Raw genomic sequence first — 14,266 nt, forward strand, 5'->3', positions numbered from 1 at the left:
AAGCCGGGGCCGGGCATCAGAGGTGCTTGTGGCTCACTACACTTTGCGGCAACTGAAATACTTCGTCACGACGGTCGAATCCGGCAGCGTCGCCGAGGCATCGCGTCAACTGTTCATCGCGCAGCCGTCGATTTCCAGCGCGATCAAGGGGCTCGAAGAAAGCTTCGGCGTGAAGCTGTTCATTCGCCACCACGCGCAGGGCGTGTCATTGACGCCGAGCGGCACGCGCTTCTACCGGAAAGCGCAGGAACTGCTGCGCATCGCGCACGAGTTCGAACAGAACGCGCTCGCCGACAACGACGTGATCACCGGGCAGATCGACATCGGCTGCTTCGAGACGGTCGCGCCGCTCTATCTGCCGCAACTGATCGCGGGTTTTCGCGAGCGCTACCCTGGCGTGAACATCCGGCTGCGCGACGGCGACCAGCAGGAACTCGTGCAGGGCCTGACGTCCGGCACCTTCGATCTCGCGCTGATGTACGACCACGATCTCGACGGCACGATCGAAACCGAGCCGCTGATGCCGCCGCAGCAGCCGTACGTGCTGCTGCCGGAGCACCACCGGTTCGCGGGCCAGACGCACGTGTCGCTGCGCGACCTGTGCGTCGAGCCGATGATCCTGCTCGACGTGCAGCCGAGCCGCACGTATTTCGTCAGCCTGTTTCACGAGCTCGGGCTCACGCCGAACATCGTGTTCGGCTCGCCGTCGATCGAGATGGTGCGCGGGATGGTCGGCCAGGGCTTCGGTTTCTCGCTGCTCGTCACGCGCCCGCATTCCGACTATACGTACGACGGCCAGCGCGTCGTGACGATCGCCCTCAGCGAAACGGTCAGCCCGTCCGGGCTCGTGAGCGCACGGCTGAAGCGCGGTCAGCTCACGAAACAGGCGCAGTCGTTCGTCGATTTCTGCCGCGAGCGGCTCGCGCGGATCGTCGCTGAAGCGGCGCGATGAGGTTGCGATAGAGAACAGGACGACGCACGCGCCGCCGGATGCGGTGCGTGCGTGTCGGCCGCCCGTTCAGACGGCGGAAGAGAGATACGCGACCAGACGGCCCAGCATCGCGTCGCATCCATGCAGTTGTTCGAGCGTGACGAACTCGTCGGGCTTGTGCCCCTGGTCCATGCTGCCAGGCCCACACACGACGGTCGGAATGCCGGCCTGCCCGAACAGCCCGCCCTCGGTGCCGAACGCCACCGTGCCGAATGCGTCGGAGCCGCTCAGCAGCGCGAGCAGGCGCGCGGCCTCGCTGTCCGGCGCGGTCGCCAGCCCCGGATACGCGCCGAGCGGCTGCAACTGAATGTCGGTATCGGGCTGCACCGCGCGCATCCTCGGCAACAGTTCGGATTCCGCATAGTCCTGCAGCTTTCTCGGCACGTCGTGCGCATCGAAATCCGGCAGCGCACGCACCTCGAAATCGAACTCGCATTCGGCCGGCACGATGTTCAGCGCGCGGCCGCCCTTGATCAGCCCCGTCTGCACGGTCGAGAACGGCGGATCGAAGCGGCTGTCGTGATGCTGGGGCCGCGCGAGCGCCGCGCCGATCTCGCCGAGCCGGCCGATCAGCTTCGCCGCATAGTCGATCGCGTTGACGCCGGACGGCGCGTAAGCCGAGTGGCACGCGGCGCCCTTCACGTGGCAGCGCATCGCGAGCTTGCCCTTGTGACCGAGCACCGGCTTCAGTTCAGTCGGCTCGCCGATCAGGCACAGTCGCGGGCGATGTTCGCGCGCGGCCAGTTGTTCGAGCATCGGCCGCACGCCGAGACAACCGACTTCCTCGTCGTACGAGAACGCGAGATGCACCGGCAAGCTCAGCGGTCGCGCGACGAACGCCGGAACGGCCGCAAGCACCGACGCGATGAAGCCCTTCATGTCGGCCGTGCCGCGGCCATACAGGCGGCCGTCGCGCTCGGTCAGCCGGAACGGCTCGACCGTCCACGCCTGCCCGTCGACCGGCACCACGTCGGTATGGCCCGACAGCGCGACGCCGCCGCGATCGCGCGGGCCGATCGTCGCGTACAGGCTCGCCTTCGTGCGTTCCGCGTTGTAGAACAGTTCGCTCTCCACACCGAAACCCGCGAGATGGTCGCGGATGAAGGCGATCATCTCGAGATTCGAATCGCGGCTGACCGTCGCGAAGCCGATCAGCCGTTCGAGCAGCGCGCGGCTCGACGGATCACTCATCGCCCGGCACTCCATAGCTCGGCGCGGCGGTCGGGTTCAGCGCGCGGGTCTGATAGTCCTGCATCTGCGGCCGATACGCGCGCCACAGCGCATCGAGCTGCCCGATCGGATCGGCATCGGCCCAGTCGACGCGCAGATCGACGATCGGCCAGGTCACGTCGCCGGCCACCTTCAACGCGGCCGAATGCACTGGCCCGGCCTCGCCGCCGGCCGCCATCGCCGCGTGCATCGCGGCGAGCAGCCGATCGGCGAGCAACCCCGGCGCCTGCTCGAAGGCCCGCACCATCGCGGCGATCACGGCCGGCGCGGCCAGCAGGTTGCCGGCCGCCACGCATTGCTCGCCCTGCACCGCGTGATGTGTGCCGAGCGCCTCCTTGCCGGTGAAGCATGCCGTCTGCCCCTGCCCGTCGATCACCGTGACCTGCCGGTACTGGCTCCAGCCGTTCGCGCTCAACGCGCGGTCGAGCGCCGCGGCAGGGGCGAGCTGGCCGTGTTCGATCAGGTCGAGGATCTGGGGCCCAAGCGCCGGCAGCGTGATGTTCTGCGTCGCGACCGCGCCGACGCCCGCGCGCACCCACGGGCAGCGCGCGCCCACCGCGATACTCGACGAGCTGATCGCGATCCCGAGCTGGCCCGTTTCCGGGCAGCGCCCGACGATGGAGAAAGTCATGTCGCCTCCTGGGCGTGGTTCGGCTGCCAGTTGTCGGGGATCACCGCGATCACGTCGATCTCCATCAGCCACTGCGGCTGGCCGAGCGCGGAGACCACGAGCCCCGTCGAGATCGGATAGACGCCCTTCAGCCACTTGCCGACCTCCTGGTACACCGGCTCGCGATAGCGCGGGTCGATCAGGTAGGTCGTCGTCTTCACGACGTGCGTGATGTCGCTGCCCGCTTCTTCGAGCAACTGCTTCACGTTCTTCATCGCCTGCTCCGCCTGCGCGCGCGCGTCGCCGAGGCCGATCAGATTGCCGTCGAAATCGGTGCCGACCTGGCCGCGCACGTAGACGGTGTTGCCGGCCCGCACGGCCTGGCACAAGTCGTTGTCGAGCGTCTGGTTCGGGTAGGTATCCTTCGTGTTGAACATGCGGATACGCGTATGGGTAGGCTGGCTCATCGAGGTCCTTCGGGTGTCGGGGTGGGCGAGCGCCGCGCTGCAAGCGGGCGCTGCGCGGCGGAGTTCGGATTGGCGCGTGGCCGCGTCCGTGCGTCGTTTCGAGCGCGGGTCACCGCGTGGATGCGGATCAGCCGATCGCGTCGACCAGCCGGCCGGTATGGGCCTGAACCGTGTGCGGCGTGTTGCCGTGCTCGGCCCGCGGTTGCGCGCGGCGTTCCGATGCGTCGTGGTACGCGAGGTACTTGCGCTGCGTGACGATGTGATCGGCGATGTGCTTCGCGTCGTGCCACACGCCCCAGATGAAGCTCGAGCCGCGCCGCGACAGCCACGGCAGCCCGAGGAAATAGATGCCCGGCTCCTTCGACACGCCGCGCTGGTGCTGCGGCTTGCCGTTCGGCCCGAACGCGTCGACGTTCAGCCAGCCGTAGTCGACCGCATAGCCGGTGGCCCAGACGATCGACGTGACGCCCGCGCCGGCTAGATCGAGCGAGAGGATCGGATGCGCGACGCAGTCGGGGTCCGGCAGGATGCACCGAGCGTCCGGCTCTTCGGGCAGGTCGAGGCCATTGCGCGCCGCGTACGCGTCGGCCGCGTCGAGCAGCGACAGGTAGTTCTCGTCGCCGCGCGCGAGATTGACCGCGAGATCGGGTTCGAACACGGCCACGCCGCCGTCGAACGACTTCGTCAGCCCGACCAGCGTCACGCCCTGGTTCGCGAGCGCACGGAAATCGACCGTATGGCCGCCGCGCGCGCCGCTCACCGCGATCGTCACGTGTTCGCGGCCGGGCGTCGCGACTTCCTTGTCCCATTCGCCGAGCACGCCGAGCCACCAGCAGAAGTCGCGGCCGCGATACGCGCGCGGCGGACGATCGTGCGGGCCGACCGACAGGTAGACCTGCCGGCCCGCGCGCTGCAGTTCGTCGGCAATCTGCACGCCCGACGAACCGGCGCCGACCACCAGCACCGCGCCGGCCGGAAGCTGGCCCGGGTTGCGATAGTCGGCGGAGTGGATCTGCACGACGCGCGCGTCGTCCGGCGCGATCGGCGGAATCACCGGGCGCTGGAACGGCCCCGTGGCGACCACCACACGGTTCGCCTCGATCGTGCCGTCGGACGTCTCGACGACGAAGCCCGGCTTGCCCGTGTTATGCACGACCTTCTTCACTTCGACGCCGGTGCGGATCGGCGCATTGAACTTGCGCGCATACGCTTCGAAGTAGTCCGCGACCTGGTCTTTCGATGCGAACGCGTCGGGGTCGAGGCCGTCGAATTCGAGGCCGGGGAAGCGGTCGTGCCACGCGGGGCCGTTCGCGACCAGCGAATCCCAGCGCCCGGTGCGCCAGCGTTCGGCGATGCGGCTGCGCTCCAGCACGAGATGGGGCACGCCCAGCTTGCCCAGATGCTCGCTCATGGCCACGCCGGCCTGCCCGGCGCCGACGACGAGCGTATCGATTGAGGTTGTTTCGACTGCCACGGCTGTCTCCTTCTGAAGTGCGGCTCATGCGACGCTCGTGTCGTTGCGTGAGTGGGAATGGAGACATTCTGCTGACAGGCTGTCTGGCGCGAAATGAGGTTTTTTGTTGGTGTTGACGAGCAAAAAGCTGGGGCGGGTGGGGCTCGCTCACGCAGCAGTGCCGGGCCAGTCTCGGGATACCGGGCGCATCTCCGGCAAAATCGTCGTCGCACGCACGCTGGCAAGGTCGATACGGATTGCCGGCGAAACCGCGTCGGCGAAGATTTCGTTTTGACGCTATTCTTCGGTTCGAACAGGGATGACCGTGCCCGAGTGACCTATGCCTGCAACCGACTCCGACGATATCGAGCAACACGCGCTTCAGGCGAACGGCCGGGCGACGCGCCGGAATGACGCGCGCGTCTGGCGCTCGACGCTGATTCCCGGCGGAGAGATGGTCACGGCCCGGTTCACCGACCATGTCTACGCGCCTCACTGGCACGACGCGTACACCATCTCGGTCATAGAACGGGGGGCTGAACGTTACGACTACCGCGGCACGCGGTTCGTCGCCGATGCCGGGTCCCTGCCGGTCATCAATCCCGGCGAAATCCATACGGGCTCGAGCGCGGCCGACGCAGGCTGGCAATGCCGCACGTTCTATTTGCCGGTCGATTTCGTGCAGGGCGTGGCCGAAGAAGCCGGGTTGTCCCGTCACGATACGCCCTGGTTCGACTCGGACATCATCAAGGATCCCGACCTCGTCGGCCGCGCGCTGCGAGCGCACCGTGTGCTCGAAACCGGCACCGACATGCTTGCCGTGGAGTACGCGCTGCTCGATGCCGTGTCCACGCTGCTGAAGCGCTACGGGCGGATGCGTCCGCCTTCCCGGCCAATGAGCATCGATCGCATGCGTGTCGAGCGCATGAAAGCGCGCATGCTCGACGAGCTGACCGCGTCGCTCGACCTCGCCGAACTGGCCCATGTCGTCGGATTGTCGAAATTCCATGCGGCGCGCATCTTCTCGCGCGAGGTCGGCATGGCGCCGCATGCGTGGCGCAATCAGGTCCGGCTGGCCCGCGCGTGCGATGCGCTTCGTGCCGGAATGCCCGCAACGGAAGTGGCCGCGGCTTTCGGCTTCGCGGACCAGAGCCACTTCAACCGTCACTTCAAGAAGGCCAACGGCGTCGCGCCGAGTCGCTGGCGCGACACTCGATAAAAAGCGCGGAAACCACAAGAACGTTCAAGCGCGCGCGTCGTACCGCGTCCTATCCTCGCCCTCAATGGGAGGAAGACATGAACGCAGATCAACGACGCAGCCCCGTGACGATCGGGGAAGCAGAAGCCGCTACGGGTTTCGTGGCCCTCGACGACATCCGGCCGCGACGCGGCTCGGAGGTGCTGGTCGAGGTGCTGAGAAGCGAAGGGGTGCGCTACGTTTTCGGCAATCCCGGCACGACCGAGCTGTCATTCATCGACGCACTGACCGACGCCCCCGACCTGTCGTATGTGCTGGGCTTGCAGGAGGCCGCGGTCGTTGCGATGGCGGACGGCTATGCCCAGGCTTCCGGTCGGCCCGGCTTTACGAACCTGCATACGGCGGGCGGCCTCGGCCACGCGATAGGCGCCCTTCTGAATGCAAAGGCGGCCAGAACGCCGCTGGTCGTCACGGCCGGCCAGCAGGATACCCGCCATGCCCACACCGATCCGCTGTTGTACGGCGATTCGCTGGGCGTCGCCCGCCCGGCGGTCAAATGGGCACGGGAAGTCGCGCACCCGGACGAAATCGGCGTGCTCGTGCGGCGGGCATTCAACGACAGCGCGGCCGCACCGTCCGGGCCGGTGTTTCTGTCGCTGCCGATGGATGTGATGGAGCGCACCACGTCCCTGCCTGTCGCGCGCCGATCAGCGATCGACCGCACCTCGATCCCGTCGGCGCTGCCCGATCTGGCAACGGCATTGGCATCGATCCGCCCCGGACGCCTCGCGATGGTGGTCGGCGACGAAGTGTTCGCGGCCGGCGCCAGCGCGGAAGCCGTGGCCGTCGCCGAAACGCTGGGCGCGTCGGTATTCGGCCCATCCTGGCCGGCCCACCTGCCGTTTCCGACATCGCATGCGTTGTGGTGCGGCAACCTGCCCATGACGGTCGCCGACATGCATGAAACGCTCCGCGCCTTCGATGCGGTCTTCGTACTGGGCGGCCACTTCAGCATCACGATCCTCTACTCCGTCGGCCCGGCCATTCCGTCGACCTGCAGGCTCTATCAGCTGGCAAGCGACCCGCAAGACCTGGGCCGGATCCATGCAACCGCACTGGGCTGCGTCGGCGCCCTTCGCGCCTCCCTTCATGCACTCCTGCCGATGCTGCGCGAAGCGTCGCAGCATCGGCGCGCTGAAATCGACGCGTTGCGGGCCGACGCGCAGCACGATCGCGCACGACAACGCGTCAGCCTCGACGAGCAGGTCGCGTCCGGGTTGAACGCCGCCATGACGATGACGCTCGTCGCCGCGCACGAGGTCGCGCGGGCGCTGGGTCCGACGACGCCGCTCGTCGACGAGTCGCCGGCGACGATGCCGCTGATTCGCAGCGCACTTCATGCCAGCGGTACCCGGCAGTACTACGGTACCCGGGGCGCCATCCTCGGCTGGGGCATGGGCGCGGCGGTCGGCATATCGCTGGGGCTCGGACGGGAACCCGTCGTCGCGATCATCGGCGACGGTTCCGCCCTCTACGCGCCGCAAGCGTTGTGGACCGCGGCGCATGAATGTCTTCCGGTCACGTTTGTCGTGGTGAACAATCAGGAGTACAACATCCTGAAGAAGTACATGAAATCGCAGCGTCATTTCGTCAGCGCCCACGCCGATCGCTTTGCCAGCATGGACCTCAAGGACCCGCCCATCGACTTCCTGGCGCTCGCGAGATCCTGGGGTCTGGCGGCCCGCCGCGTGGCGCGTGCGGGAGACATCGCGGCCGCTGTCGAGTGCGGGATCGCATCGGGACAGCCGAACCTGATAGAGATTCCGGTCAGCGTGACATAGCCGGTACGCATGGTCCGGATTCGAATGGTCTTGTCGGGATCACGCCGCGCCGTCAGAGTCCATTCAAACCGGCTGCCGGGCGGAAGCGGAAACGTCTCCGATTGCCCGACGTATCGCCGCGAGCTCCGCCGGAGAACGAAGATCGAGGATCGTCTCTATGTTTCGGCAACGCTCTCCCGAGCGGCACGACAGCCATTCGGCGCCGCCTCCTTCGGCCGCGCCCCCCCGCAATTCCTGACTGTGCCCACATATGGGCCGACAGTTGCCGGGCCGAAGGCGCGCTCAACCCTCCGACGTGTCGACGCTTGCGACCGCCCGCGTGCGGCGATCGCGGGCGCCGATTCGATCCGCAGCCATTTCGGCGAGCATCAACGTGGGCAGATTCGTGTTCGCGCTCGGTATGAGTGGCATCACCGAGGCATCGACCACAAAGAGGTTCCGGGCGCCGTGAACACGGAAGTCGTCGTCGACCACGGCCATCGGATCGTCCGCGCTGCCCATCGCACAGGTACCGACGGGGTGCCCCATCGGGCTGATCGACGACAGAATGTCGTCGTCGGTAATCTCACGACCTCCGCTACGGTACGCAACAGGCGGGCCGCTTCGAAACGCGCGACCGAATATCGCACGACGCACGAAACCCGGAGAGTTGGCTGCCGCCTCGGCCGCCATCGCCAGAACTTTCCCGGTCAACCCGGTGCGATTGAATTGCGTCACGGCAAGCGTGCCGGGCAACAGAAAGGCCTCGTGATATTGAGCCGCGACACCCGGTTCGCGCAGCAACCGCTCGGTGAGCCGCGCCGACTGGATCATCCGCGGAGGATCGGCCGGGTCCGACATGAACCGGAAGTTGACGACCGGATTCACGCGCGGATCAGCACTGCCGAGCGTCACCGAGCCGCGCGACTTCGGCGCATACAGCGCGCTTCCGACCAACGCGAAATCGGGCCCGAAAGATGCGCCGCTGACTCGACCGATCACGAACGAAAACAGGTCGCTCCCCGGGCAGCCCGGCACTGCCGACGACGCGCGCAGCCCCGCCACGGCGAACCGTCTGAGGTCCGCCGCGATGCGCTTGCCGCGAGGGAGCGTGAGCGCAAAGAACATGTACGGATGATTTTGCAGGTTCCGGCCCACGCCCGGTCGATCGACCACGCCCCGGATGCCCAGCGACGACAATTCCGCAGCCGGGCCGATTCCCGACCGCAGCAACAGGGCCGGAGAAAAGATGCCGCCTGCCGACACGACGACGTTGCGCGCACTCAATTGCACGATCGTGCCGTCCCGCACGGCCTCGACGCCCTGCACGACATTGCCTGTCATGCGCAATCGGGTAACCTGCGTGCCAGGCAGGATCTCAAGATTCGCGCGCGCCCTGACTTCCCGTGTCAGATAGCAGCCCGTACTGGTCACACGCGTGTCCGAATCGATTGCGAGCGGCATCGGGAAGAACCCGTCACCGGGCGTGTCGTTGATGTCCGGCACGGGCGGGAATCCGAAGCGCTGCGCGGCCTGCTCCATCGCGCGCACGAAGGTCGGCCATTGCGCCTTCGGCATCCTCGCGATGGCGTGCGGACCACGCGAATCACCCGGACGATCGCGATCGTCCTCGACCTTGCGAAAATACGGCAGCACCGAATCCCATGAAAAGCGACCGGCTCCGACCTCGGCCCACCGTCCGTAGTCCGACGGGATGCCGCGAAGCGCGAACATGCCATTGATGCTCGAGCCGCCTCCCATCACCCTTGCCTGCGGATAGGGCGCCGGCTGGCCGCCGTCCGTCGCTGTCGCAGTCAGGCCGCGCCAGAAGTAGTTCGCGTTAAGGGTTGAAGCCGGAAATGCGTCCTGGATATCCGCCGGCTCGCCGCCCGGCGGGCTGTCCGCACCCGCCTCGACGAGCAGCACGCGACAATCCGGATTGGCGGAAAGACGCGATGCCATCACCGCGCCGGCGGTGCCGCCACCTACGATCAAGAAATCGAACTCCATGGTCTCCTCATGCATGAGCGGTGAGTCGCGGCGCAGAGCGCACCGTCTCGAAACGCGACCTCACACGTGCAATCAGCTTAGCGACCGTGGTTCCCGTCACCAATCGCAGACTCGTCCAGAATGGACATCTCGGGCATGAAACGCGTCGGGCCGGTGCCGCGCACGCGCCCCCAACGCAAAACGGCCTGGCACAATGAACTGCACGCCAAAGATTGGATCCACGTCCAACTTTTGGCGTGCAGTTCACAAGGCCAGGCCGTCATGATTCGCATCCTGCCGGGTTGCGCTGCTGCAACCCGTGGCTTCCTTCTCAGATCTTGTACAACTCGAACGGATCGACACGCTTCATGCTGTCGAGCACATTACCCACGATCCCGACGATGCGATTCGAGTCGGCCCCAAAGCCGAACAATGCCGCACGCAACACCGAGCGTATCCGCTCCTCCATGCTCAGGAGATCCCTCGACAACTTGTCCTCGACAACGGCGGCCATCGCGCCCTTCAACACGAGCGTCGCCGCATAGAAGTCGTTCTCCGTCCAGTCCGGCAGCAGCTTGCCGAGCCAGCTGCGATGCCGCAGGGTGGACGACGCAATGATCTCCGCCGAGATCTTCTTCGATGCATATGCAATGTCCAGCAATTCCGCCACGCGCCTATCCATCGATGCGGCCACGATCAACATCGCCCACTTCAGGCTGAGTCGCAGATAAGGATCTCGTGCTTCGGAAAATTCGCGATCGGTGATGTGCTGAATCTCGTCGAATGCTTCCGTGACGAGGGCAAGAAAAATGCCTTCCTTGTCGGCGAAGTGATGGTAAATGCTTCCGTGAGAAACACCGGCGGCCGTTGAAATCTGGCGCAACGTGGTCTGGTCGTATCCGTGTTCGAAAAACAGGCGCTTCGCCGTATCGATCACCTGTCGCCGGACCCGCTCGCTTTGATCTGACCGATTCATCTCTAATGGCTAACCCTGAATTGACCACGTCGGGGCCGCATCTTACATTAGATCACAATCTAGATTTTGATCCACACTCTCGATCCCCCCGCCGCTGGAGCCAGACATGACAATGCGTCGCCGGAATTTTCTGCAAACGACCGCCGCCCTCGGTGCGTCGACCCTGCTTCCATTCAGCCTGTCGGGTTGTGGCGGCGAATCGGGCTCGGGAGCCGCCCGCGGCGCGTCGGTCCTCGCCAGCAACCCGAGCGCACCACCGCTCGCCAAGCCTCCACTGATGCTGACGTCCTATCTGAACGGCGCGACGGTCAGCCGGGACCAGGTACTCCAATGGGAAGCCCGTCGCGTGCAGGTTGTCGCCAACAAGATGACGAACAACCTGCCCGCCTATCTCGTGTCGGATCTCGCGGCACTCATCGTCCGGCCGCCTGCTTCCATCGCCAATATCGACCAGGAGCGCAATGCCCTTGCGGATGCAAAGATCCGTGCGGGCGACGCCGCGATGAAATCACTGGTCGCCGCGGATTTGCTGGTTTCCGATCCGCTGACGACAGTGGCGGCCAGCACCAGCTTCGGCAATTACTCGCCGAGCAGGACCGAAGTGACCAGCAACCGGGGGACCGCGGCAGGATTCGCGAACTGGTTTCTGAAGAAGTCGATTCTCGACTTCGACGAAAGGTCGATACTGGTCGCCTGTCCCGATCACTACTTCTTCGCGCCTTTGCAATCCGAAGGCCAGGATGTCATGGAAGAAACCGGCGGGGCGCTCATCGTCACCCACTTTACGATCGACTACGATCGTTCAAACACGCTTCCCCAGTCCGATGTCGACCCCGCCTACCCCATTCGACTGGCCGGCATGGCCGTGAATGGCCAGGGCGCCACCGTCGGTGGCGTCATGCATCAATTCCGCGATCTCGACCAGGGATTTCACTGCAAACTCGCGATCTATTTTCCCAGCACGCTGCCGTTCTGGATAACTACCGAACACGCATGGCATCTCGCATGCGAGTTTTCGAACTGGATTACCGCCTATATCGCCGAAACCGGTGATTGACGGCAACCTCGCGTGCCCGCCGTCGACAGACATGACCGTCAGCGGCGGGGGCCCGACGCGCACAGCGCGTTTCACCGAGTCACGACACGCCGCCAGCCGATGCACCGCGCACCGGCTGGCAGCAACTTCACGTCAAATACCCTGCCCGTGCCACGCACGCGTCAGCAACTCGCTCAGCGAATCCGCATCGACCGTTCTGGGGTTGGCGTACGGATTCGCGACAGCCTGTTCTACCGCGGCGGCGATGCCGCTCTCGGGCATACCGATGTCGCGCAGTGCAAGCGGTATCGCACAATCTCGCTCCAGCCGGAATATCGCGTCGATGGCATTCGACGTTTTCATCGCGCGAGCAAGACGTTCAAGCGCGTCCGGAATCCGCGATGCGTTGTACGCAAGCGCATAAGGCAGCACGATCGCGTGCGTCTGGGCATGCGGCAGATCGAACAGGCCACCGAGCGTGTGGCACAACTTGTGGTGCAAACCCATCGTCGTCGCGCCCAGGCAGCAAGCGCATAACCACGCGCCATAGAGCAGCGATCCACGCGCGTCGACATCACCCGGCGCGCGCATGACGCGCGGCAATGCGTCGGCGATCGCCCGCACGCCCTCTTCCGCCATCAACGCGACGATCGGGTTGCCGTCCGGCGCATAGAGCGCTTCGGCCGCATGCGCAATCGCATTGAATGCCGACAACGCCGAAATTGCCGGCGGAAGCGACAGCGTCAGGTCGACGTCGTAAATGACGACTTCGGGCTGAATCTTCGGGCCGCGCTGGGTCACCTTGCGCCCATCCCGTGTCTCTCCCAGAATCGGCGTCATCTCGGAACCCGCGTAGGTCGTCGGCAACACCACCTGCGGCAGATCGGTCCTGAGCGCGATAGCCTTGCCAAGGCCCGTGGTGGAGCCACCGCCGACCGCAACGATACCGTCGGCGTCGTGCGCTTTCACCACGTCGAGCGCACGCTCCGTGACATCCACCGGCGTGTGCATGGTCGCGCCATTGAACGTGCCGATCGCTTTCGAACCCAGCAAGCGACACACGTCGTCGGCCAGCGCAGCCTGCTCAGGCGTCGACAGCACGAGCAAACGCCTCAAGCCAAGGCGGTCCGCTTCTGCAGCCAGCATCGTCCGCGTGCCTTGCCCGAACACGACGCGCGCCGGCAGCATCTGATAGGTGAAGGCATTCATCATGATCCGTCCTCCTCAATGGTCCGACGCATTCGCACCGTAGCCGGGACGCCCGGCGGGCACGACGTGGTAGTCCACCTGATGCCGAGCAATACGCATGTCGCCGAGCTCGTTCTTCACGCGCACATGTTCCGCATGCACGGCGTACTGCGCCAGCGATTCGTGGGAATCGAATTCCGAGTACAGCACGACATCGCACGCGTAATCGACGCGACTCGAATCGACGCCGATCTCCAGATGCAGCAATCCCGGGATTCTTCCGACCAGGCTTTCGAATGCGGCTTTCAACCGGTCGATTGCCTGCGTGCGTTGTTCCGGCGTATCGCCCCTTACATTCCACATCACGATGTGTTTGATCATGCGCCCTGCCTCTAATGGTTCGTATCGCTGCTTGCAGCCCGATTCGGTGCGGCCGCATCAGGTTCGGTGCGATGGAGCACGAAACTGAAATCGAGCGTGCTGAACGGCGTATCGACAAGACTGCCGTCCGGTGCCTTACCGGGCGCGTGCTGCACCCAGTCCGTGATCAGTGACGACCTGACGCCGAATACCGCATCGGAATCGAGGTACTTGTCGCCGGAGCGGAACACATGGGTAATGAGCCGCTCGTAGCCCGGCGCTTCGATCAGGAAATGCAAATGCGCCGGCCGCCATGGATGCCGGCCCAGCGCCGTCAGCATGCGACCCACCGGGCCGTCGTGAGGAATCGGATAAGGCTCGGCGGTGATCGAGCGGAAATGGAAGGAGCCGTCGGCCAGGCTGCGCAACATGCCCCGCCCCTGACTCCCTTCGACGTCGCTGTACTGCACGTCGTAGAAGCCGTCCGAATCGGCCTGCCACACCTCGATTCGTGCATTCGGCACCGGCTCGCCTGCCGGCCCGGCGATCCGCCCCGTCACGAAACACGGTTCGCCTTTCGCGCCGTTCGCGACATCGTCGCCATTCCGGTACGCCGGCGCGTTCTCCACGAAAAACGGCCCGAACACCGTCGATTCGGTACAGCCGTGCGGCTTGCGGTTGTTGAGCGCATTGACCAGCATCGACAACCCCAGCGTGTCGGACAGCAGGATGAATTCCTGCCGCTTGTCATCGGTGATATGCCCGACTTCGGTGAGAAACCTGATCCCTTCGAACCACTCTTCCTCGGTCAGTTCGACATCGCGCGCGAACGCGTGCAGATGCTGCACGACGCTCGTCATGAGCTGCTTGAGACGCGGATTCTCCGCATCGGCATGCCGCGCGAGAACGATCTGCGTAATGGTGTCTTCGTCGACGTTTCGCATCATG

13 protein-coding genes are annotated in these 14,266 nt (G+C 65.4%); 4 read left to right on the forward strand and 9 right to left on the reverse strand.

All coding sequences use genetic code 11. The features are described 5' to 3' along the window. The first annotated feature begins 28 nt into the window (after positions 1 to 28). Complete coding sequence (locus HWX03_RS32885) at positions 29 to 952, forward strand: LysR substrate-binding domain-containing protein (RefSeq protein WP_175874132.1); 924 nt, start codon at positions 29 to 31, stop codon at positions 950 to 952. Positions 953 to 1,018: 66 nt separating this feature from the next. Here the strand turns inward: HWX03_RS32885 and argE are convergent, their stop codons facing one another. The 4 genes from argE to HWX03_RS32905 all read right to left on the reverse strand — a co-directional run bounded on the left by argE (position 1,019) and on the right by HWX03_RS32905 (position 4,772). After that, positions 1,019 to 2,182, reverse strand: coding sequence for an acetylornithine deacetylase (gene argE, locus HWX03_RS32890; RefSeq protein WP_175874133.1), 1,164 nt, complete (start codon positions 2,180 to 2,182; stop codon positions 1,019 to 1,021). Next, positions 2,175 to 2,852, reverse strand: a complete 678-nt coding sequence (locus tag HWX03_RS32895) for a DUF1028 domain-containing protein (protein ID WP_175874134.1) — start codon at positions 2,850 to 2,852, stop codon at positions 2,175 to 2,177. The genes argE and HWX03_RS32895 overlap by 8 nt, the downstream gene beginning before the upstream one ends. After that, positions 2,849 to 3,298, reverse strand: coding sequence for a RidA family protein (locus HWX03_RS32900; protein WP_175874135.1), 450 nt, complete (start codon positions 3,296 to 3,298; stop codon positions 2,849 to 2,851). Before HWX03_RS32900 ends, HWX03_RS32895 begins: the two co-directional genes overlap by 4 nt. Before the next feature lie 127 nt (positions 3,299 to 3,425). Continuing rightward, complete coding sequence (locus HWX03_RS32905; protein WP_175874136.1) at positions 3,426 to 4,772, reverse strand: NAD(P)/FAD-dependent oxidoreductase; 1,347 nt, start codon at positions 4,770 to 4,772, stop codon at positions 3,426 to 3,428. 319 nt (positions 4,773 to 5,091) lie between these two features. Here HWX03_RS32905 and HWX03_RS32910 point away from each other — a divergent pair, with 319 nt between their 5' ends. Both HWX03_RS32910 and HWX03_RS32915 read left to right on the forward strand, forming a co-directional pair. Continuing rightward, complete coding sequence (locus HWX03_RS32910; protein WP_175874137.1) at positions 5,092 to 5,970, forward strand: AraC family transcriptional regulator; 879 nt, start codon at positions 5,092 to 5,094, stop codon at positions 5,968 to 5,970. 77 nt (positions 5,971 to 6,047) lie between these two features. Further along, entirely contained in the window at positions 6,048 to 7,790 is a 1,743-nt protein-coding gene (locus HWX03_RS32915; protein WP_175874138.1) for a thiamine pyrophosphate-binding protein, read from the forward strand. Between the two features lie 282 nt (positions 7,791 to 8,072). Here the strand turns inward: HWX03_RS32915 and HWX03_RS32920 are convergent, their stop codons facing one another. Further along, positions 8,073 to 9,779 carry a GMC family oxidoreductase N-terminal domain-containing protein gene (locus tag HWX03_RS32920; protein WP_175874139.1) on the reverse strand — a complete coding sequence of 569 codons (1,707 nt, stop codon included), beginning with the start codon at positions 9,777 to 9,779 and terminating at the stop codon, positions 8,073 to 8,075. 310 nt (positions 9,780 to 10,089) lie between these two features. Further along, a complete protein-coding gene (locus tag HWX03_RS32925; protein ID WP_175874140.1) occupies positions 10,090 to 10,695 on the reverse strand; it encodes a TetR/AcrR family transcriptional regulator in 606 nt (201 codons plus the stop codon). A 145-nt stretch (positions 10,696 to 10,840) separates the two neighbouring features. Between HWX03_RS32925 and HWX03_RS32930 the strand changes: the two genes are divergently transcribed. Further along, positions 10,841 to 11,791: a hypothetical protein gene (locus HWX03_RS32930; protein WP_175874141.1), complete on the forward strand. Its 951-nt coding sequence runs from the start codon at positions 10,841 to 10,843 to the stop codon at positions 11,789 to 11,791. A 132-nt stretch (positions 11,792 to 11,923) separates the two neighbouring features. Here HWX03_RS32930 and HWX03_RS32935 read toward each other — a convergent pair whose 3' ends face one another. Genes HWX03_RS32935 through HWX03_RS32945 form a run of 3 tightly spaced genes read right to left on the reverse strand, consistent with a single transcriptional unit; the run spans position 11,924 to position 14,262 of the window. Further along, positions 11,924 to 12,982, reverse strand: coding sequence for a maleylacetate reductase (locus HWX03_RS32935; protein ID WP_175874142.1), 1,059 nt, complete (start codon positions 12,980 to 12,982; stop codon positions 11,924 to 11,926). A 12-nt stretch (positions 12,983 to 12,994) separates the two neighbouring features. Beyond that, positions 12,995 to 13,339, reverse strand: coding sequence for a Dabb family protein (locus tag HWX03_RS32940; RefSeq protein WP_175874143.1), 345 nt, complete (start codon positions 13,337 to 13,339; stop codon positions 12,995 to 12,997). Positions 13,340 to 13,350: 11 nt separating this feature from the next. Continuing rightward, the gene (locus HWX03_RS32945) at positions 13,351 to 14,262 is read right to left on the reverse strand and encodes an intradiol ring-cleavage dioxygenase (protein ID WP_175874144.1); all 912 of its coding nucleotides are present in this window, start codon (positions 14,260 to 14,262) and stop codon (positions 13,351 to 13,353) included. Positions 14,263 to 14,266 lie beyond the last annotated feature (4 nt).

The sequence above is a fragment of the Burkholderia sp. BCC0397 genome (assembly GCF_902832865.1).
Lineage (GTDB): Bacteria > Pseudomonadota > Gammaproteobacteria > Burkholderiales > Burkholderiaceae > Burkholderia.